The sequence below is a fragment of the Leifsonia sp. genome (assembly GCF_051955155.1).
In the GTDB taxonomy this organism is placed as follows: Bacteria; Actinomycetota; Actinomycetes; order Actinomycetales; family Microbacteriaceae; genus Leifsonia.
The window spans coordinates 1-18,474 of the sequence record NZ_JBQCGZ010000141.1 but is presented as its reverse complement, the minus strand read 5'-3'; the positions used below and the strand labels follow the sequence as shown (position 1 = coordinate 18,474).

Genomic DNA, 18,474 nt, shown 5'->3' with positions numbered 1-18,474 from the left:
CGAAGGGATCCATCCATGCAGACTTTCGTCCTCGCCGGCGGGTGCTTCTGGTGCCTCGACGCGGTCTACCGGGTGCTGCGCGGCGTGCAGGACGTCGTCTCGGGATACACCGGGGGGACGACCGTCGATCCCAGCTACGAGGAGGTCTGCACCGGCACGACGGGGCACGCCGAAGCGGTCGCCGTGACCTTCGATCCCGATGTCATCCCGGCCAGCGTCATCCTGGACGTGTTCTTCACTCTGCACGACCCGCGCCAGCTGAACCGGCAGGGCAACGACGTCGGCACGCAGTACCGGTCGGCGATGTTCTTCGATGGCGACGAGCAGAAGGCCCAGTTCGAGGCCGCGCGCGACCGCGCTGCCGAGTACTGGGACGGCGGGATCGTCACCACCATCGAGCCGCTCGGAGCGTTCTACCGTGCCGAGGAGTACCACCAGGACTTCTTCGCCAAGAACCCGGGCCAGGGCTACTGCCTGGCCGTGGCGCTGCCGAAGGTGAACAAGATCCGGGCGTCGTACGCGGAGTACGTCACCGCGGCCTGAGCCTCCTCCACAGACCGGCGGGTCCGACGACCTCTCCACGGATCCTCCGGTGGGCGCCCGGCGCGCGGGCGGCGCCCCGCACAGTGGTCTCAGCGCCCGCCGCCGGCGGGTCGAGAGGAGAGAGACCATGACCGAGTCCGTCGCCGTCCGCGGCGTCGTCGCGACCGAGCCGCGCCACCTCGTCACCCGGGAGGGCGTGGCGATCACGAGCTTCCGGCTGGTGAGCACCAGACGCCGATTCAACAGGGAGGCGGAGCGGTGGGAGGACGCCGACCGCAGCTGGTACACCGTGAGCGCGTTCCGGCGGCTCGCGATGAGCGCCGCCGAGAGCCTCGCGAAGGGCGACCCGGTGCTGGTCTCCGGACGGCTGGCGATCCGGGAGTGGACAGGGGAGCAGCGCGGCGTCACCGCGGAGATCGAGGCGGAGGGCATCGGCCACGACCTCAGCTGGGGGAACAGCGTCTTCACGCGCTCGCAGCGCGCAGAGGCCGCGAGCGAGACCGCGCCGGAGCCTCCCCACGATTCCCCAGGGGCGTCCCCGTAGGATGCGTCGTATGACCCCACCGTCACCGCCGCGCCCCGCGCGGGCCAGCGGCGCCGTCGTCGCCGCGCTCGTCATCGCGGCGGGCGTCGGCGGAGTGCTCGCGGGGTGCGCATCCGGTCCGGAGCCGACACGGTCGGCGACCGCGACGGCCGCCGCTCCGGCCACGCCGACGGCGACCGCCGACCCGGCCCCCGCGCTCGTGATTGGCGGCACGGCGCAGCAGAACAAGCCGTTCTTCGACAGGGTCAACCGAGCCACGCTCGCGGCGAACCCGAACGCGCACGGACGCGACTTCATCGACGCGCTGGTGGCTGCCGGTTTCGTCAAGAAGGACATGCAGGTCACTCCGGACACGACGACGATCGGGCTGAAGGCCAACTCCATCCAGTTCTCCGTGAAGCTCGGCTCCACGTGCCTGATCGGGCAGAACGGCGCGGACGCCGGCGGGTACAGCAGCCTGGTGACGCCGGTGCTGGCGACCGGCACCTGCCTCATCGGCGACACCCGGCCGATCGACTGGTGACGGAGCGGCTGCCAGGAGCAGCCGGTATCCTCGTACGGGGCCCCGAGGCCCGAAGACTTCGAGGGAGTTTAGGAAGAAGAGTGGCGGAATACATTTACTCGATGGTCCGCGCCCGCAAGGCGGTCGGAGACAAGGTCATCCTGGACGACGTCACCATGTCGTTCCTGCCCGGCGCGAAGATCGGCGTCGTCGGCCCGAACGGCGCAGGTAAGTCCACGATCCTGAAGATCATGGCCGGCCTGGACACGCCCTCCAACGGCGAGGCCAAGCTGACCCCGGGCTACACGGTCGGCATCCTGATGCAGGAGCCGCAGCTGGACGAGAACAAGACGGTCCTCGAGAACGTTCAGGAGGGCGTCGGCGACATCAAGCAGAAGGTCGACCGCTTCAACGAGATCTCCGGCCTGCTCGCCGACCCGGACGCCGACTTCGACACCCTGCTCGCCGAGATGGGCACCCTGCAGGAGCAGATCGACGCCGCCGACGCGTGGGACCTCGACTCGCAGCTGGAGCAGGCGATGGACGCCCTGCGCTGCCCGCCGGGGGACTGGCCGGTCAACACGCTCTCCGGCGGTGAGAAGCGCCGCGTCGCGCTCTGCAAGCTGCTGCTGCAGAAGCCCGACCTGCTGCTCCTCGACGAGCCGACCAACCACCTCGACGCCGAGAGCGTGCTCTGGCTCGAGCAGCACCTCGCCAAGTACCACGGCGCCGTGCTGGCGGTCACCCACGACCGGTACTTCCTCGACCACGTGGCCGAGTGGATCGCCGAGGTCGACCGCGGCCACCTCTACCCGTACGAGGGCAACTACTCGACGTACCTCGAGAAGAAGCGCGAGCGCCTGGAAATCCAGGGCAAGAAGGACGCCAAGCTCGCCAAGCGCCTCTCCGAGGAGCTCGACTGGGTGCGCAGCAACGCCAAGGGCCGCCAGGCCAAGTCGAAGGCGCGCCTCGCCCGCTACGAGGAGATGGCCGCCGAGGCGGAGCGCACCAGGAAGCTCGACTTCGAGGAGATCCAGATCCCGCCGGGGCCGCGACTCGGCCAGGTGGTGATCGAGGCGAGGAACCTCGAGAAGGGCTTCGGCGACCGCAAGCTCATCGACGGGCTGAGCTTCACGCTGCCCCGCAACGGCATCGTCGGCGTGATCGGCCCGAACGGGGTCGGCAAGACCACGCTGTTCAAGACGATCGTCGGCCTGGAGCCGCTCGACGGCGGCGACCTGAAGGTCGGCGAGACCGTCCAGATCTCGTACGTCGACCAGACCCGTGGCGGCATCGACCCGAACAAGAACGTCTGGGAGGTCGTCTCGGACGGCCTCGACTACATCCAGGTCGGCAAGACCGAGGTGCCGTCGCGCGCCTACGTCTCGACGTTCGGGTTCAAGGGACCGGACCAGCAGAAGAAGTCCGGCGTGCTCTCCGGCGGTGAGCGCAACCGGCTGAACCTGGCGCTCACGCTCAAGCAGGGCGGCAACCTGCTCCTGCTCGACGAGCCGACCAACGACCTGGACGTCGAGACGCTCTCCAGTCTCGAGAACGCGCTGCTCGAGTTCCCCGGCTGCGCCGTCGTGATCACCCACGACCGGTGGTTCCTCGACCGGATCGCCACGCACATCCTCGCGTACGAGGGCACCGACGAGAACCCGGCCGACTGGTACTGGTTCGAGGGCAACTTCGAGGCGTACGAGGAGAACAAGGTCCAGCGCCTCGGCCCGGACGCCGCGAAGCCGCACCGCTCCGCGTACCGCAAGCTCACCCGCGACTAGGACCGCCATGCGACTGCACGTTCCGATCAAGCTCCGCTGGAGCGACCTGGACGCGTACGGTCACGTCAACAACGCCGAGATGCTGCGCCTCCTCGAGGAGGCGCGCATCGAGGCGTTCTGGGTGACCGACGACAGCGCGGGCAGCGGCGAGGCCGTCGGCGGCTCCACCGCGGTGCTCGACGGCCGGCCGGGGGCGGACACGCTCACGCTGATCGCGCGACAGGAGATCGAGTACCTCGCGCCGATCCCGTACCTGCGGCAGCCGCTCGACGTGCAGCTGTGGCTCGGACGGCTCGGCGGCGCGAGCCTCGAGGTCTGCTACGAGGTCTGGTCGCCGGAGGGCACGGAGCCGGCGACCCTGTACTCGCGGGCGGCGACGACGATCGTGCTGGTGGACGCGGCGAGCGAGCGGCCGCGGCGCATCAACGACCGCGAGCGCGACGCCTGGACGCCGTACCTGGACGAGCCGGTCCGGTTCACCAAGCGCGGCTGAGCGCCGTCGTCACTCGGTGACGGTGACCGTCCCGCCCGAGACGGTCGCCTTCAGCTTGGTGAGCGGATTCCGGGCCGGGCCGTTCAGGACGTCCCCGGTCGCCGCGTCGAACTTCGACCCGTGACACGGGCAGTCGAACTCCTTGCCCTGCGGCGCCACTGTGCAGCCCTGGTGGGTGCACACGGCGCTGAAGGCGACCACGGTCCCCGCTGACGGCTGCGACACCACGATCGGGGTCGAGCCGAGCGAGGCGGACACGGCGCCGCCGACCGGGATCGAGGAGAGCTCGACCGTGGTCGAGCCGCCGCCTCCGCTCCCGCCGGAGCCCTGGTTCGCGCCGCCCGGCGTGCACGCCGCGAGCAGCAGCGCGCCGGCGCCGGCCGCGGTCGCGCCGCCGAGCTGCACGGCGACGCGCCTGGTGATCGGAGTGGGTTCGGTCATCGTGGATCCTCCCGGTCGGCTGAACTTTCTCCTACGGTATGCACGAGGGCGGTGCCCGGAAGGTTCATCCGGCCGATCCTGAACCGATTCGCTGCCGATTCCGTGTTCTCTGCAGGAGGTGAACATGCCGGACGAGGACGCGCGACTGCTGCGCGAGCTGCACGACCAGCACGCGCAAGCGGTGTGGCGCTACGTCGTGCACCTCACCGGCGACCGCGCGATGGCCGATGACGTCGTTCAGGAGACGCTGCTGCGCGCCTGGCGCAGACCCGCGGTCCTCGACCAGTCCCAGCAGTCCGCCAGGGCCTGGCTGTTCACCGTGGCGCGCAACATCGTCATCGACGACCGGCGCAGTGCCCACGCCCAGCACGAGTTCGGCACGGACACGCTGCCGGAGCGCCCGTCCGCTGCCGACGAGTCGGACGCCGTGCTGGACGCCTGGCTGGTCTCCGACGCGCTGTCCGAACTCTCGACCGAGCATCGCGCCGTGATCGTGCACGCGTACTACGGCGGCCGGTCGATCGCCGAGATCGCCCGGGAGCTGGACATCCCGGAGGGCACCGTGAAATCGCGGCTGCACTACGGACTGCGGGCCATGCGGCTCGCCCTGCAGGAGAGAGGAGTGACCGAGCGATGACGCACGAGGAGTTCGCGACCTGGGACGCCGCCTACGTGCTCGGCGCGCTCTCTCCCGCCGAGCGCAAGGCGTACGAGGAGCACCTGCGCGGCTGCGAGCGCTGCTCGGACGCGGTCGCGGAGCTCGCCGGGATGCCCGGGCTGCTCGGCCGGGTCCCGCGCGAGCAGGCATTCGCCCTGCTCGAGGCCGAGGCCCCCGCCGACTCCGGTGTCGGCGCGGAGGTGCTCCCATCGCTCCTGCACACCGCCCGCCGGCGCCGCATCCGGTCGCGCTGGATCACGGCCGCCGTCGCCGCGGGCGTCGCGGCGGTGCTGGTCGGCGTCCTCGCGTTCGTCCTGCCGACCGCGCTGAGCTCGACCGGCTCTCCGGTGACGAGCGTCGCCATGCAGCAGGTCGAGCCGAGCGCGGTCACCGCGGACCTGCGGCTCACCGCGGAGCCCTGGGGCACCAGGATCGAGTCGCGCTGCAGCTACGCGTCGGTCGGCTCCAGCGAGCAGGGGCGCAGCTGGACCTACGCGATGGTCGTCACCGACCGCGCCGGTCGGCAGACCCAGATCTCGACGTGGTCGGCCCAGGAGGGCACCACCGCTGTCCCGACCGCGACCACCAGCATTCCGCTCGCCGACATCGCCGCCATCGACATCCGGGCCGCCGGCAACGGCACCGTCCTGCTCCGCAGCACGTTCCGCTGACGCGGCGACGATCAGGCGCCGGGGACGCGGACCATCGCCTCCTGGGCGACGCTCGCCACCAGCCGGCCGTCTCGGCTGAAGATGCGGCCGAGCGAGAGCCCGCGTCCGCCGCTCGCGCTCGGCGACTCCTGCACGTAGAGCAGCCACTCGTCCACCCGCGCGAACCGGTGCCACCACATCGCGTGGTCGAGGCTCGCCGCCTTCAGCCCCGGCGTCGCCCAGGCGACGCCGTGCCTGCGCATCACCCGCTCCATGATCGTGTAGTCGCTCGCGTACGCGCGCGCGGCCCGGTGCAGAGCGGGGTCGTCCGGCAGGTCGCCGATCGACCGGAACCAGACCGCCTGGTGCGCGACGTGCTCGCCCTCCACCGAGAGGTAGACCGGCGAGGGGACGTGCCGCATGTCGAACGGCCGCTGGCTCGCCCAGTACTGCGCGACCGGATGCTCGACGTCCTCGAGCGTCGCCGCGGAGTTCGGCAGCGTGTCCGGGTCCGGCAGGCCCTCCGGCATCGTGACCTGGTGCTCCAGCCCCTCGTCCTCGTCCTGGTACGACGCGATCATCGACAGGATCGGCAGCCCGTTCTGGTACGCCTGCGTGCGCCGCGTCGAGAACGAGCGACCGTCGTGGATGCGGTCGACGGAGAAGGTGATCGGCAGGTTCACATCGCCCGGCCGCAGGAAGTAGCCGTGCATCGAGTGGATACTGCGCTCGTCCGCGACCGTCCTGGTCGCCGCGACGATCGACTGCGCGAGCACCTGCCCGCCGAACACGCGGCCCAGCGGCATCCACTGGGACGGACCGGTGAAGATGTCCTCGCTGGTCCTGGCGCCGGTGTCGGTCAGATCGAGTGCGGTGAGCAGGGAAGCCAAGGGCTCGGTCACGGTGCCTCCGATGCTGGTGTCTCTAGTAGTTTAGAGGTCAGATGAGCCAGTCGTTTTCACTCCAGGACACCCTCGCCGTCGCCGACCTCCAGACCTATCTGTCTCGGGCCGCGCGCGTCGAGGAAGGGTCGGTGCGCCTGATCGCAGGGTCGGGCGTGCTCGCCGTCTACACCGCGATCCTCTATCCGCGCGGCCTGCTCGACCAGACGCCGACGGTGCTGGGGCTGCGGACCTTCGCGACAGACGCCGGCGTCGCGTTCGACGCGGTCGTCCCGATCCGCTCGCTGCTCGACCGGCTCGCCCGTGCGCGTGAGACCGCAGAGGCCGACGGCGTGCAGGGCGAGGTGGGGCTCCGGCTGCCGCTGGAGGTCTCCACCGTCACCTGGGCGGGCATCTCGCCGCCCAGGGGAGGCTGGCGTGCGGTGGGTGAGACGTCCGCGGAGCTGCTGGAGCGGACCGCGGCGGCCGGCATCGCCGAGGTCGCGGAGGCCATCCCGTCGGGCACCGGCGAGCAGCTGGTCCAGCGGGTGCGCGCCGAGGTGTGGGGTGCGCCGATCGAGGGGCTGGAGTACGTCCCGGCCGGCGCCGCGTTCGCCGCGGAGAGCCTCGGCTTCCTGTCGGCGGACGAGCCGGTCAGCATCCTGGAGACCGGCACCTGGACGCGCCTGACGACGTCCCGGGGGCACACCCTCATCCGCCGCCAGGCCTGGTCGCTGCGGGGCTGAGCGCGGGCGACTGCGCCGCTCCGTCACATCTGCGCGTGCGCGCGCAGGCGCAGACGTGACGAGGAGGCGCAGTCATGGCGCGACGGCGGTGCTCAGAGGCCGCGCGCGACGGCGCGCCCGGCCTGCCGCCCGGAGAACAGGCAGCCGCCGAGGAAGGTGCCCTCCAGGGCGCGGTAGCCGTGCACCCCGCCGCCCCCGAAGCCGCTGGCCTCGCCCGCGGCGAACAGGCCGGGGATAGGGCTGCCGTCCGCGCCGAGGACGCGCGCGTCCAGGTCGGTCTCGATCCCGCCCAGGCTCTTGCGGGTGAGGATGTGCAGCTTCACCGCGATCATCGGCCCCGCCTTCGGGTCGGTGAGCTTGTGCGGGCTCGCCACCCGGATCAGCTTGTCGCCGCGGTACGCCCGCGCGCCGCGGATCGCGGCGAGCTGCAGGTCCTTGCCGAAGTCGTTGTCCAGCGCACGGTCGCGCTCGCGCACGTGCCGGGTGACCAGCTCGGTGTCGAGCGGCACCTCCGACAGCCGCCGCATCCCGTCCAGCAGATCGTCGAGCGTGTCCGCGACGACGAAGTCGGCGCCCTTCTCCTTGAACGCCTCGACGGGTGCGGGCGCGCCCGGCGCGACGCGCTTGGCGAGCAGCTTCATGTCCTTGCCGGTCAGGTCGGGGTTCTGCTCGCTGCCGGAGAGCGCGAACTCCTTCTCGATGATCTTCTGGGTGAGGATGAACCAGCTGTAGTCGGAGCCCGTGCGGCGCAGGTGCTCGAGCGTCCCCAGGGTGTCGAAGCCGGGGAAGAGCGGGGCGGGCAGGCGGTCGCCGTGCGCGTCGAGCCAGAGCGAGGACGGGCCGGGCAGGATGCGGATGCCGTGCCGCTGCCAGACCGGGTCCCAGTTCTGGATGCCCTCGGTGTAGTGCCACATCCGGTCGCCGTTGATCAGGTGCGCGCCCGCCTCCTCCGCGATGCCGAGCATCCGGCCGTCCACGTGCGCAGGCACGCCGGAGAGCATGAACGCGGGAGGCGTCCCGAGACGTTCCGGCCAGGCCGCCCGCACCAGGTCGTGGTTGCCGCCGATGCCGCCGCTCGCCACGATGACGGCGGGCGCGCGCAGCTCGAAGTCGCCGGTCGCCTCGCGGTTGCTCGCCGCACCGCGGGCGGCGCCGTCCGGTGCGAGGACCGCTCCCGCCGCTCCCGCGACCCGTCCGTCCTCGACGATCAGCCGGTCGACGCGGTGCCGGTGCAGGAGGCGGGCGTGGCCGGTCGCAAGCCCGGCGTGCACGCGCCGGATGAACGGGTCGAGGACGCCCGGCCCGGTGCCCCAGGTGATGTGGAAGCGCGGCACCGAGTTGCCGTGTCCGCCCGCGGTGCCGTCGCCGCGCTCGGCCCAGCCGACGACGGGGAAGAACCGGACGCCCTTCTCGTGCAGCCACGCGCGCTTCTCCGACGCCGCGAACTGCAGGTACGCCTCCGCCCAGCGCCGGGGCCAGTGGTCCTCCTCGCGGTCGAAGCCCGCGCTGCCGAACCAGTCCTGCCTGGCGAGCGCGAGCGAGTCGTGCACGCCCATCCTGCGCTGCTCGGGCGAGTCGACGAGGAACAGCCCGCCGAACGACCACCACGCCTGGCCGCCGAGGGAGGGGGCGGGCTCCTGCTCGAGGATCGTCACCTGCTTGCCCGCGTCGAGCAGCTCGGCCGCTGCGACCAGTCCGGCGAGGCCGGCGCCGACGACGATGCAGTCGGGATCGTGGATCATGGCGTGTCTCCTTCGGCACGTCGCGGCGCCGTGGGAGAGGCGCAGCCGGGTGTTACTCCTCGAATGTGTTGACCATAGCGAACGCCGCGCGCTCCAGGTAGCTCCAGAGGGTCTCCTCCTGCAGCGGAGGCAGCTCCAGCTCGTCGACGGCGGCGCGCATGTGCGCGAGCCAGCGGTCGCGCGCGTCCGGGTTCACCCGGAACGGGTTGTGCCGCATCCGCAGCCGCGGGTGCCCGCGCTGCTCGCTGTAGGTGGTCGGCCCTCCCCAGTACTGCTCCAGGAACAGGGTCAGCCGCTCGGCTGCCGGACCCAGGTCCTCCTCGGGGTACATCGGCTTCAGGACCGGGTCGGCAGCGACGCCGCGGTAGAAGGCGTCGACCAGCCGGACGAAGGTCTCGTGACCGCCGACCTGCTCGTAGAAGGACGGACCGCTGGGCGGCCCGACGGGGATCGTGGTCATCGTCCCTCCGTGGGAGGCTCGCCGGCCGGCGGCTCGCCCGCCGTCGGGGTCGTGGGTGCGGCGGGCGGCCGCTTGGCCGCGGGAGGCCGGCTGGCCGGCTTCGCGGGCGGGGGCGTGTCGATCGCCGGGTGGATGCGGATGGCGCCGGGGTCGGGCACCGATGACTGCCGCTTGGCGGCGGCGCGCGCCTTGCGGCCCTTGAGCGGCTTCTCCGGCACGGTCGGCGTCGGCCGCGTCCGCGGCGGCTTGGCGCCGGTCACGCTGCCGGCGGAGTCGAAGCCGGTGAGCACGACGGCGGAGAGCGACGGCAGCTTCACACCGAGCTGATCCGCCGCCTGCTTGAGCCGCAGCCGCAGCTCGCGCGAGACGTCGTCCTTGGCCGTCGTGCGCGTCTTCAGCACGATGCGGATCACCATCGCCTCGTCGGAGACCGACTCCAGGCCCCACAGCTCCGGCTTCTCCAGGATGCGCGAGCGCCACTTCGGGCTGGTCGCGAGCGCGGTCGCGGCCTCCATCATCGCCGTCTGCACGGCCTCGATGTCGGCGTCGTACGGCACGGCGAGGTCCACGATCACGCGCGACCAGCCCTGCGAGAGGTTGCCGACCCGCAGGATCTCGCCGTTGCGGACGAACCAGAGCGTTCCGTTGACGTCGCGCACCTGCGTGACCCGGATGCCGACCGCCTCCACGACACCGGTCGCCGGGCCCAGGTCGACGACGTCGCCGACGCCGAGCTGGTCCTCCATCACCAGGAACAGGCCGTTGAGCACGTCCCTGACGATGTTCTGCGCGCCGAAACCGAGGCCGGCGCCGATCGCGGCGGTGAGCAGCGCGAAGGAGCCGAGCACCTCGCTCGCGAACACGTTGAGGACGAGGATGATCGCGATGATGCCGATCGTCACGTTGACGATGTTGCTGAGCACGGAGCCCAGCGTCCTGGTGCGCTGCACGACGCGAACGGCGGCGAGCGGGGAGGCGACGAGGGCCTGCGTGTCGGTGACGCTCTGGCCCTTCTTCACCCCGCTGACGATCTGCTTGACGACGCGGCGGATCAGGACGCGCAGCAGCCAGCTGAGGAGGATCGCCCCGAGCACGATCAGCGCGGCCTGCAGCAGGTTCCAGCCGGCCTGGGTCGCCCACGTTCCGAGCTCGCTCCAGAAGGTCTCTTTCAGGATGCTCATACCGCAGCGATCTTAGCGAGCGGCGCCTTGGCGTCGGCTGGACCCCGGCGTGCGATCACCGGTCGACCAGGCCGTTGTCGTACGCGAAGATCACGGCGTGGACCCGGTCGCGCAGGTGCAGTTTGGCGAGCACCCGGCCGACGTGCGTCTTCACCGTGGACTCGGTGAGGTAGAACTTCGAGCCGATCTCGCCGTTGGTGAGCCCGTCCGCCATCGCGAGCAGGATCTCCCGCTCACGCGGGGTGAGCGCCGCGGTCGGGTCCGTGCCGGCCGGGGAGGCGGACGCGGTCGCGGGAAGCCGGTCGGCGAAGAGTTCGAGCATGGAACGGGTGATCCGGCCGGTCACGGCGGCGTCGCCGGCCGCGACCGCGCGGATGGCGGCGGTGAGCTCGGCGGGCCGGGCGTCCTTCAGCAGGAAGCCGCTCGCGCCGGCGCGCAGGCCGCCGAACGCGTACTCGTCCAGGTCGAACGTGGTGAGGATGATGATGCGCGCGTCCGGGTTCGCGGCGACGATCCTCCTGGTGGCCTCGATGCCGTCCATCGACGGCATCCGCACATCCATCAGGATGACGTCGGGGCGCGCCTCGACGGCGAGCCGCACAGCCTCCACCCCGTCCGGAGCCTCGCCGACCACGGTCAGGTCGGGTTCGGCCTCCAGCACCATGCGGAAGCCGAGGCGCACGAGCGCCTGGTCGTCGACCAGCAGGACGCGCAGGGGAGCGGGATCGGTCACGGGTGTCTGTCTCCTCGAGGGTGGCCGGTTCAGGAACCGGATGCGGTGGCGCGGTCGTCGCCGCGCGGTGGGACGGTGTCGAAGCTGGCGACGAGCCGCCAGCCTCCGCCGCGGCGGGGACCCGCCTCCAGTTCGCCGCCGTACAGGGCGACGCGCTCGCGCAGCCCGAGCAGGCCGCGCCCGGAGCCGGCGACCGCCTCGGTACGCACGCTCGCGTCGTCCTCGACAACGATACGGGTGCGGTCGGTCCCGAAGGCGATCCTGACGGTGACCGCGGTGGCCAGGGACGCGTAGCGCAGGGCGTTGGTCAAGGCCTCCTGCACGACGCGGAAGACGGTGAGCTGCTGCCCGACGTCCTCCGGCGCCGGCCCGCTGACGGTGATCCGGACCGGGAGGCCGGCCGCGCGGAACCGCTCGACCAGGTCGCGCAGCTCGCCGAGGCCCGGCTGCGGCGCGTGCTCGGCGCCGTCGCCCTCGCCCGCTTTCAGCACGCCGAGCAGCCGGCGCATGTCGGCGAGCGCCCCGCGGCCGGTCTCCGCGACCATCCGCATCGCCTCCGCCGAGCGCTCCGGCGCGGTCTCCGCGAGCGAGGCGGACCCGTCGGCGAGCGTGATCATCACGGTCAGGCTGTGCGAGACGATGTCGTGCATCTCGCGCGCGATGCGGCTGCGCTCCGCCGCCGTCGCGATCTCGGCCTGCTGGTCGCGCTCGCGTGCGAGCTGGCGCGCCCTGTCGATGAGGGCGAGCAGGTAGCGGCGCCGGTTGCCGACGTTCACCCCGAGCAGCACGGCGACCACGCACAGCGAGAGCACGGCGAAGGCCGACGGCGCGGCCTCCGCGTCCAGCGGCGTGATCACGAGCAGCTCGGCCAGGAGCGAGGTCGCGGCCAGCGTGGCGATCGTGACGCCCGCGGTGATCGCATAGCCGACCCACGCCGACCGCACCGAACGGTAGACCGCCAGCGCGTAGAGCGCGAACATCGCCGGGACGAAGTCCACGTCGTGCCCGAGGAACACGCTGATCCCGAGCGCGCTGACCGTGATCGCGAACACGACCCGCGGGTGGACGCGCCTGGCGATGAGGGACGCCCCCGCCACGGAGGCGATCATCAGATGGATCGCGATCGCGACGCTCGGGTGCACGACCATCATCAGGACGCCGTACGCGAGCGCGGGCACCAGGTAGACGCCGGCGACGAACAGGTCGACCACGACCGGGTGCGCCGTCAGGAAACGACGGATCGCCCCGGGCGGCCTCGGCAGTTCGAGGGCGCCCGGGGCGGTATCCGGAGCGGTCACGGAGTCCTCACGCGTCGCGGCGCTGCAGCAGGATCGCGCCGAGGACGAAGGAGACCGCGGCCCAGACGACCACGGTGACGACGTTCGCCCACGGCTCCAGCGTCCCGTTGGTCCCGCCGGACATGCCGGTCCCCGCGTTGCTGATCAGGTAGTGCGCGGCGTCGATCACCCACTTCTGGTTCATCAGACCGCCGAACACGTTCGCCAGGATCGGCAGCAGGAACAGCACCCCGAGCGCCGTGGCGATCCCGCCCGCGCTCGACTTGACGATGGTGCCGACGCCGAGCGCGAACACCGAGACGAGGCCGAGGTAAAGCGCGGCGCCCAGGATCGCCCAGAGCGTGTCCTGGGTGAACAGGTCGCCCTTGTAGCCCTTGCCGGTCAGCACCGGGACCGCGATGGCCCAGGAGATAGCGATGCTCACCAGGCCGACGATGAACGACGTGAGGAAGAGCACGATGGCCTTCGCCGCCAGGACCGGGAAACGGCGCGGGACCGCGGCGAAGGACGAGCGGATCATCCCCGTCGAGAACTCGCCGCTGATGACCAGGACGCCGAGGACGGCGACCACCAGCTGCGCGAACATCAGGCCGGAGGTGGCGGTGTTGGTCACGAAGTCCGCGAGCTGCGACGGCGGGACCTGCGCGCCGAGCGCAGACGCTTTCGGCACCACGGCCGACAGCAGCGCGGCGAGCCCGACGACGATGACGACGACGGCGATGAGCGTCCAGAAGGTCGAGCGCAGCGAGCGCAGCTTGATCCACTCGGAGCGGATGACGCGCGGGAAGCTCAGCCGCCCGAGCGAGGAGTGCGGGTGCTGCTGGGTCGCGGTGGCGGTGCTCATCGGGTGACCTCCGAGTGGTATTCGACCTCGTCCTGCGTCAGTTCGAGGTAGGCCTCCTCCAGGGAGGCGCTGATGGGGGTGAGCTCGTGCAGCACGACGCCGGTCGCGGCGGCCAGGTCGCCGATCTGCGCGGCGGTGAGGCCGGTGACCTCGATCAGCTGCGACTCGACGCCGGTGATCGTCACATCCGGGCCGGCGATCGTGCGCGCGAGCTGGTCCACCTGCGGCGTCCGCACCCGGACGGCGTTGCGGGTGGCCCCCGCGAGGATCTGGTCGACGGGGGCGTCGGCGAGGATGCGGCCGCGGCCGAGCACAATGATGTGGTCGGCGGTCTGCGCCATCTCGCTCATCAGGTGCGAGGAGAGGAAGATCGTGCGGCCCTGGCTGGCCAGGTGCCTGGCGAACTGGCGCACCCAGAGCACGCCCTCCGGGTCGAGTCCGTTGACCGGCTCGTCCAGGATGAGCGTCGCCGGGTCGCCGAGCATCGCGGCGGCGATGCCGAGCCGCTGGCCCATGCCGAGCGAGAAGCCGCCGACGCGCTTGCCGGCGACCGACTCCAGTCCGGTGAGGCCGATCACCTCCTCGACGCGCCGCTTCGGGATGCCGTGCGTCGCGGCCATCGCCAGGAGGTGGTTGTAAGCGGTGCGACCGGTGTGCACGGCCTTGGCGTCGAGGAGCGCGCCGACCTCGCTGAGCGGGGACTGCAGCTCCGCATAGCGCTTGCCGTTGATGGTCGCTCCACCGCTGGTGGGCCGGTCGAGTCCCATGATCATGCGCATGGTGGTCGACTTCCCGGCGCCGTTCGGGCCGAGGAAGCCGGTGACCTTGCCGGGCTGGATGGTCGCCGTGATGTCGTCGACGGCGGTCTTGGAACCGAACGTCTTGGTGAGGCGGTCGAGTTGGATCATGGTCTCGACCCTAGGGCCGCGGCCGGGCCGGCAACATCCTCCCCGGGTACCATCCCCGCCCGGGGGACGTCGCCGCCGAGTACGCAGAACGTCTGCGTACTCGGCGGCTTTCGCGCGATTCTCTGCGTACTCGCGGGTTACGCGGCGTCGCGGGCCTGCGCGGCGAGCGCGCGCTCGACGCCGGCAAGGTTCTCCACCACGAGGCGGCGCAGGGCCGCCGGCTCCTGGTTGGCGTCCAGCCAGGCGCGCGTCGCGTCGCGCAGCTCGGCGTTCGCGAGCGGCGCCGGGTACATCCCGGCGACCAGGTACTCCGCGATCTTGTAGGTGCGCGATGCCCACACGTCCTGCAGCGCCGCGAAGTACGGCTCGACGAACGCGGCGAGCACCGAGGTGTCCGCGGCGCGCTGGAAGCCCATCCCGGTGAAGCGGACGATGGTGTTCGGCAGCGCGTCCGAGCCGAACACCGAGTCCCACGCCGCCTGCTTGCCCTCGAGCGTCGGGATGGACGCGCGGGCCTGCGCGGCGAACTGGGCGCCGTTGGCGGTGTTGTCGGCCGCGAGCGCGGCGTCGATCTCCGCGGTGCCCGCTGCGCCGCCGGCGACGAGCGCGATGAGCAGCTCCCAGGCGAGGTCGGTGTCGACCGTGAGGCCGGGCAGCCGGGTGGAGCCGTCGCGGAGGGCGGCGACGGCCTTCAGCTGCTCGTCGGTGGAGGCGAGCGCCGCGAAGAACTTGACGAACTGGAACTGGGCGTCGCTTCCGGCCTCCGCCTGCTGCGCGAGCGTCCAGAGGGCGCTCGCTGCGTCCTCGCTCGTCTGCTTCTGACGCTCGGGGGCGACGTAGCTGCTCGCGGCCAGCACGAGCTGGTTGAGCGTGGTGCGGATGGTGGTCGACTCGGTCTCCGAGGCGATGTTGCCGAGCACCAGGCGCACGTAGTCGCTCGCCGGGGTCTCGGCGTCGCGGGTCGCGTCCCACGCGGCGCCCCAGACCAGCGAGCGGGCGAGCGGGCTCTCGATCGAGGACAGGTGCTCGATCGCGACGGCCAGCGACTCCTCGTCCAGGCGGATCTTCGCGTAGGCGAGGTCGTCGTCGTTCAGGAGGACGAGCGCCGGGCGCTTCTTCCCGACCAGCTCGGCGACCTCGGTGCGCTCCCCGTCGACATCGAGCTCGACGCGCTCGTCGCGGACCAGACGGCCGTCGACGAGGTTGTAGAAGCCGATCGCGAGGCGGTGCGGACGGATGGTCGGGTAGTCGGCGGCAGCCGACTGCAGCACGGCGAAGGAGGTGATCGTCCCGTCGGCGTCGACCTCGATCTCCGGGCGGAGCGTGTTCACGCCGGCGGTCTCCAGCCACTTCTCCGACCAGTCGGTGAGGTCGCGGCCGCTCGTCGCCTCCAGCTCGACGAGCAGGTCCTTCAGCTCGGTGTTGGAGTGCGCGTGCTTCTTGAAGTACTGCGCGACGCCGGCGAGGAAGTCGTCCTGGCCGACCCAGGCCACGAGCTGCTTGAGCACCGAGGCGCCCTTGGCGTAGGTGATGCCGTCGAAGTTGACCTGCACGTCCTCCAGGTCGTTGATGGTCGCGACGATCGGGTGCGTGGAGGGCAGCTGGTCCTGCTTGTAGGCCCAGCTCTTCTCCATCGCCGCGAAGGTCGTCCACGCCTCGTGCCACTCGGTGGCCTCGGCGGTGGCGAGGGTGGAAGCGTACTCGGCGAACGACTCGTTCAGCCACAGATCGTTCCACCACTTCATGGTGACCAGGTCGCCGAACCACATGTGCGCCAGCTCGTGCAGGATCGTGACGACCCGGCGCTCCTTGATCGCGTCGGTCACCTTGGAGCGGAACACGTAGGTCTCGGTGAAGGTGATCGCGCCCGCGTTCTCCATCGCGCCGGCGTTGAACTCCGGGACGAACAGCTGGTCGTACTTCTCGAACGGGTAGGCGTAGTCGAACTTCTCCTCGTAGAACGCGAAGCCCTCGCGTGTCTTCTCGAAGATGTAGTCGGCGTCCAGGTACTCCGCGAGGCTCTTGCGCGCGTACACGCCGAGCGGGATGGTGCGGCCGTCGCGGCTGGTCAGCTCGCTGTGCACCGACTCGTACGGGCCGGCGATCAGCGCGGTGATGTAGGAGGAGATGACCGGAGTGGGCGCGAACGACCAGGTCTTCTTCCCGTCGCCCGCGTCGGTGGGCTCCGGGGTCGGGGAGTTGCTCACCACCGCCCAGTGCGCGGGCGCGGTGACCGTGAAGCGGAACGTCGCCTTGAGGTCGGGCTGCTCGAAGACAGCGAACATGCGCCGGGAGTCCGGCACCTCGAACTGCGAGTAGAGGTACACCTCGCCGTCCACCGGGTCCACGAAGCGGTGCAGGCCCTCGCCGGTGTTCGTGTAGATCGCGTCGGCGTCGACGGTCAGCACGTTCTCGGCCTGCAGGCCCTCCAGCCGGATGCGCACGCCGTCGGAGACCTGCGCCGGGTCGAGCTCGACGCCGTTGAGGGTGACCGAGTGCACGGTGCGGGTGATCGCGTCGATGAAGGTGGACGCGCCCTCGGTGGCGGAGAAGCGCACGGTCGTCGTGCTGCGGAAGGTCTCCGGTCCGGTCGTCAGATCGAGGACGACGTCGTACTCGTGGGTCGTGACGAGCGCGGCGCGCTCCTGTGCTTCGATGCGGGTGAGGTTTTCTCCGGGCAACGCTGACTCCTTGCAAAGGCGGGATGGGCGTGGATCGTGTCCACCCGATCCACCTTAGTGAGGTCGGGCGGGGGAGGTCGGTGGCCTTCCCTAGACTGAGCACATGCGCATCCACATCGCCACCGATCACGCCGGTCTCGACTTCAGCAGGCACCTCCAGGAGCACCTCGCGGCGGCCGGTCACGAGGTCGTCGACCACGGGCCTGCCGCGTACGACCCGATCGACGACTACCCGGCGTTCTGCATCAACGCGGCCAAGGCCGTCGTGCGCGACCAGCAGGCCGGAGTGGAGGCACTCGGCGTCGTGTTCGGCGGGTCGGGCAACGGCGAGCAGATCGCGGCGAACAAGGTGCTCGGCGTCCGCGCGGCGCTGGTCTGGAACGAGAGCACCGCGCAGCTCGCGCGCCAGCACAACGACGCGAACGTCATCTCGATCGGCGCCCGCCAGCACACCGTTGAGGAGGCGACCCGCTTCATCGACGTCTTCATCGCCGAGCCGTTCTCGCTGGAGGAGCGGCACGTGCGGCGCATCGCCCAGCTGGCGGAGTACGAGGCCACCGGCGACATCGCGGGCAAGAACGTGGACCGCTGATGCCAGAGGGTCACTCCGTCCACCGCATCGCGAAGCAGTTCGCGGTCAACTTCGTGGGGCACGTGGTCGCCGTCTCCTCTCCGCAGGGACGGTTCGCCGAGGACGCCCGCCGCATCGACGGGCACCGCATGATCGCCGCGAAGGCGGTCGGCAAGCAGATGTTCCTGGAGTTCGACAACGAGCTCTGGCTGCGCATCCACCTGGGCATCTACGGCGCGTGGGACTTCGCGGGCGACATCAGCGTCGACCCGACGATCGCGAGCGCGAACGGGCGGATGGGGCAGACCAACCAGGCCGGCACCGTGCTCGACGAGGCGGGCGAGAACTCGCTGCACTCGATCGGTGCGCCCCGGCGCACGCGGCTGCGCATGGCCGAGTCCGAGAAGCTGGAGGAGGAGATCACGGTCTTCCCGCCCGAGCCGGTCGGCCAGGTGCGGGTGCGGCTGCTGACCGACACCGCGGTCGCCGACCTGCGCGGGCCGACCGCGTGCGAGGTCCTCGATCCCGCCGAGGTGGACGCGGTCATCGCGAAGCTCGGGCCGGACCCGCAGGTCGACGACGGACCGGAGGCCGAGGAAGCGTTCGTCGCGAAGGTCCGTAAGAAGCCGACCGCGATCGCCCTGCTGCTGATGGACCAGAGCGTCGTCAGCGGCATCGGCAACGTCTACCGCGCCGAGCTGCTGTTCCGGGCCAGGCAGAACCCGCACACACCGGGGAAGCAGGTGCCGGAGGACACCGTGCGCGCCCTGTGGCGCGACTGGGTGCACCTGCTGCGGATCGGCGTCGAGACCGG

The 18,474-nt window shown here is 71.1% G+C and carries 20 protein-coding genes; 10 read left to right on the top strand and 10 right to left on the bottom strand.

Going from position 1 to position 18,474, the window contains the following annotated elements; translation table 11 throughout:
• The first annotated feature begins 15 nt into the window (after positions 1-15).
• From msrA to ACTHMF_RS15515, 5 genes are all read left to right on the top strand, one after another.
• Complete coding sequence (msrA, locus tag ACTHMF_RS15535; RefSeq protein WP_440318829.1) at positions 16-543, top strand: peptide-methionine (S)-S-oxide reductase MsrA; 528 nt, start codon at positions 16-18, stop codon at positions 541-543.
• Positions 544-670: 127 nt separating this feature from the next.
• Positions 671-1,087: a single-stranded DNA-binding protein gene (locus tag ACTHMF_RS15530; RefSeq protein ID WP_314147308.1), complete on the top strand. Its 417-nt coding sequence runs from the start codon at positions 671-673 to the stop codon at positions 1,085-1,087.
• A 10-nt stretch (positions 1,088-1,097) separates the two neighbouring features.
• Positions 1,098-1,610, top strand: coding sequence for a DUF6993 domain-containing protein (locus tag ACTHMF_RS15525; RefSeq protein WP_440318827.1), 513 nt, complete (start codon positions 1,098-1,100; stop codon positions 1,608-1,610).
• A gap of 80 nt (positions 1,611-1,690) precedes the next feature.
• The gene (gene ettA / locus ACTHMF_RS15520) at positions 1,691-3,373 is read left to right on the top strand and encodes an energy-dependent translational throttle protein EttA (RefSeq protein ID WP_314147306.1); all 1,683 of its coding nucleotides are present in this window, start codon (positions 1,691-1,693) and stop codon (positions 3,371-3,373) included.
• A 7-nt stretch (positions 3,374-3,380) separates the two neighbouring features.
• Positions 3,381-3,866, top strand: a complete 486-nt coding sequence (locus ACTHMF_RS15515) for an acyl-CoA thioesterase (protein ID WP_314147305.1) — start codon at positions 3,381-3,383, stop codon at positions 3,864-3,866.
• A 9-nt stretch (positions 3,867-3,875) separates the two neighbouring features.
• On the opposite strand, the gene ACTHMF_RS15510 is transcribed toward ACTHMF_RS15515, so the two are convergent.
• On the bottom strand, positions 3,876-4,307 hold the full coding sequence (locus ACTHMF_RS15510) for a Rieske (2Fe-2S) protein (RefSeq protein ID WP_440318825.1): 432 nt from the start codon (positions 4,305-4,307) through the stop codon (positions 3,876-3,878).
• A 124-nt stretch (positions 4,308-4,431) separates the two neighbouring features.
• Here ACTHMF_RS15510 and ACTHMF_RS15505 point away from each other — a divergent pair, with 124 nt between their 5' ends.
• A complete protein-coding gene (locus tag ACTHMF_RS15505; protein WP_440318823.1) occupies positions 4,432-4,944 on the top strand; it encodes a sigma-70 family RNA polymerase sigma factor in 513 nt (170 codons plus the stop codon).
• Positions 4,941-5,636: an anti-sigma factor family protein gene (locus ACTHMF_RS15500; RefSeq protein ID WP_440318821.1), complete on the top strand. Its 696-nt coding sequence runs from the start codon at positions 4,941-4,943 to the stop codon at positions 5,634-5,636. The genes ACTHMF_RS15505 and ACTHMF_RS15500 overlap by 4 nt, the downstream gene beginning before the upstream one ends.
• Before the next feature lie 11 nt (positions 5,637-5,647).
• Here ACTHMF_RS15500 and ACTHMF_RS15495 read toward each other — a convergent pair whose 3' ends face one another.
• A complete protein-coding gene (locus ACTHMF_RS15495) occupies positions 5,648-6,517 on the bottom strand; it encodes an acyl-CoA thioesterase (RefSeq protein ID WP_440318819.1) in 870 nt (289 codons plus the stop codon).
• A 41-nt stretch (positions 6,518-6,558) separates the two neighbouring features.
• Between ACTHMF_RS15495 and ACTHMF_RS15490 the strand changes: the two genes are divergently transcribed.
• Positions 6,559-7,242 carry a hypothetical protein gene (locus ACTHMF_RS15490; protein WP_440318817.1) on the top strand — a complete coding sequence of 228 codons (684 nt, stop codon included), beginning with the start codon at positions 6,559-6,561 and terminating at the stop codon, positions 7,240-7,242.
• Between the two features lie 92 nt (positions 7,243-7,334).
• Here the strand turns inward: ACTHMF_RS15490 and ACTHMF_RS15485 are convergent, their stop codons facing one another.
• The 8 genes from ACTHMF_RS15485 to pepN form a co-directional block, all read right to left on the bottom strand.
• Positions 7,335-8,984, bottom strand: coding sequence for an FAD-binding dehydrogenase (locus ACTHMF_RS15485; RefSeq protein ID WP_440318815.1), 1,650 nt, complete (start codon positions 8,982-8,984; stop codon positions 7,335-7,337).
• A 52-nt stretch (positions 8,985-9,036) separates the two neighbouring features.
• Positions 9,037-9,444 (bottom strand): globin, encoded by a 408-nt coding sequence (locus ACTHMF_RS15480; RefSeq protein ID WP_440318813.1) that lies wholly within the window; start codon positions 9,442-9,444, stop codon positions 9,037-9,039.
• Positions 9,441-10,625 carry a mechanosensitive ion channel family protein gene (locus ACTHMF_RS15475; protein WP_440318811.1) on the bottom strand — a complete coding sequence of 395 codons (1,185 nt, stop codon included), beginning with the start codon at positions 10,623-10,625 and terminating at the stop codon, positions 9,441-9,443. Before ACTHMF_RS15475 ends, ACTHMF_RS15480 begins: the two co-directional genes overlap by 4 nt.
• A 55-nt stretch (positions 10,626-10,680) precedes the next feature.
• The gene (locus ACTHMF_RS15470) at positions 10,681-11,358 is read right to left on the bottom strand and encodes a response regulator transcription factor (RefSeq protein ID WP_314147296.1); all 678 of its coding nucleotides are present in this window, start codon (positions 11,356-11,358) and stop codon (positions 10,681-10,683) included.
• A 29-nt stretch (positions 11,359-11,387) separates the two neighbouring features.
• On the bottom strand, positions 11,388-12,656 hold the full coding sequence (locus ACTHMF_RS15465) for a sensor histidine kinase (protein ID WP_440318809.1): 1,269 nt from the start codon (positions 12,654-12,656) through the stop codon (positions 11,388-11,390).
• Positions 12,657-12,663: 7 nt separating this feature from the next.
• Positions 12,664-13,500, bottom strand: coding sequence for an ABC transporter permease subunit (locus ACTHMF_RS15460; RefSeq protein WP_440318807.1), 837 nt, complete (start codon positions 13,498-13,500; stop codon positions 12,664-12,666).
• Positions 13,497-14,408 (bottom strand): ABC transporter ATP-binding protein, encoded by a 912-nt coding sequence (locus ACTHMF_RS15455; protein ID WP_314147292.1) that lies wholly within the window; start codon positions 14,406-14,408, stop codon positions 13,497-13,499. Before ACTHMF_RS15455 ends, ACTHMF_RS15460 begins: the two co-directional genes overlap by 4 nt.
• A gap of 137 nt (positions 14,409-14,545) precedes the next feature.
• A complete protein-coding gene (pepN, locus tag ACTHMF_RS15450) occupies positions 14,546-17,089 on the bottom strand; it encodes an aminopeptidase N (RefSeq protein WP_440318805.1) in 2,544 nt (847 codons plus the stop codon).
• Between the two features lie 103 nt (positions 17,090-17,192).
• Between pepN and ACTHMF_RS15445 the strand changes: the two genes are divergently transcribed.
• Complete coding sequence (locus ACTHMF_RS15445; protein WP_314147290.1) at positions 17,193-17,681, top strand: ribose-5-phosphate isomerase; 489 nt, start codon at positions 17,193-17,195, stop codon at positions 17,679-17,681.
• A partial coding sequence (locus ACTHMF_RS15440; protein WP_440318803.1) for an Fpg/Nei family DNA glycosylase occupies positions 17,681-18,474 on the top strand: 794 nt, incomplete at its 3' end. The genes ACTHMF_RS15445 and ACTHMF_RS15440, both read left to right, overlap by 1 nt.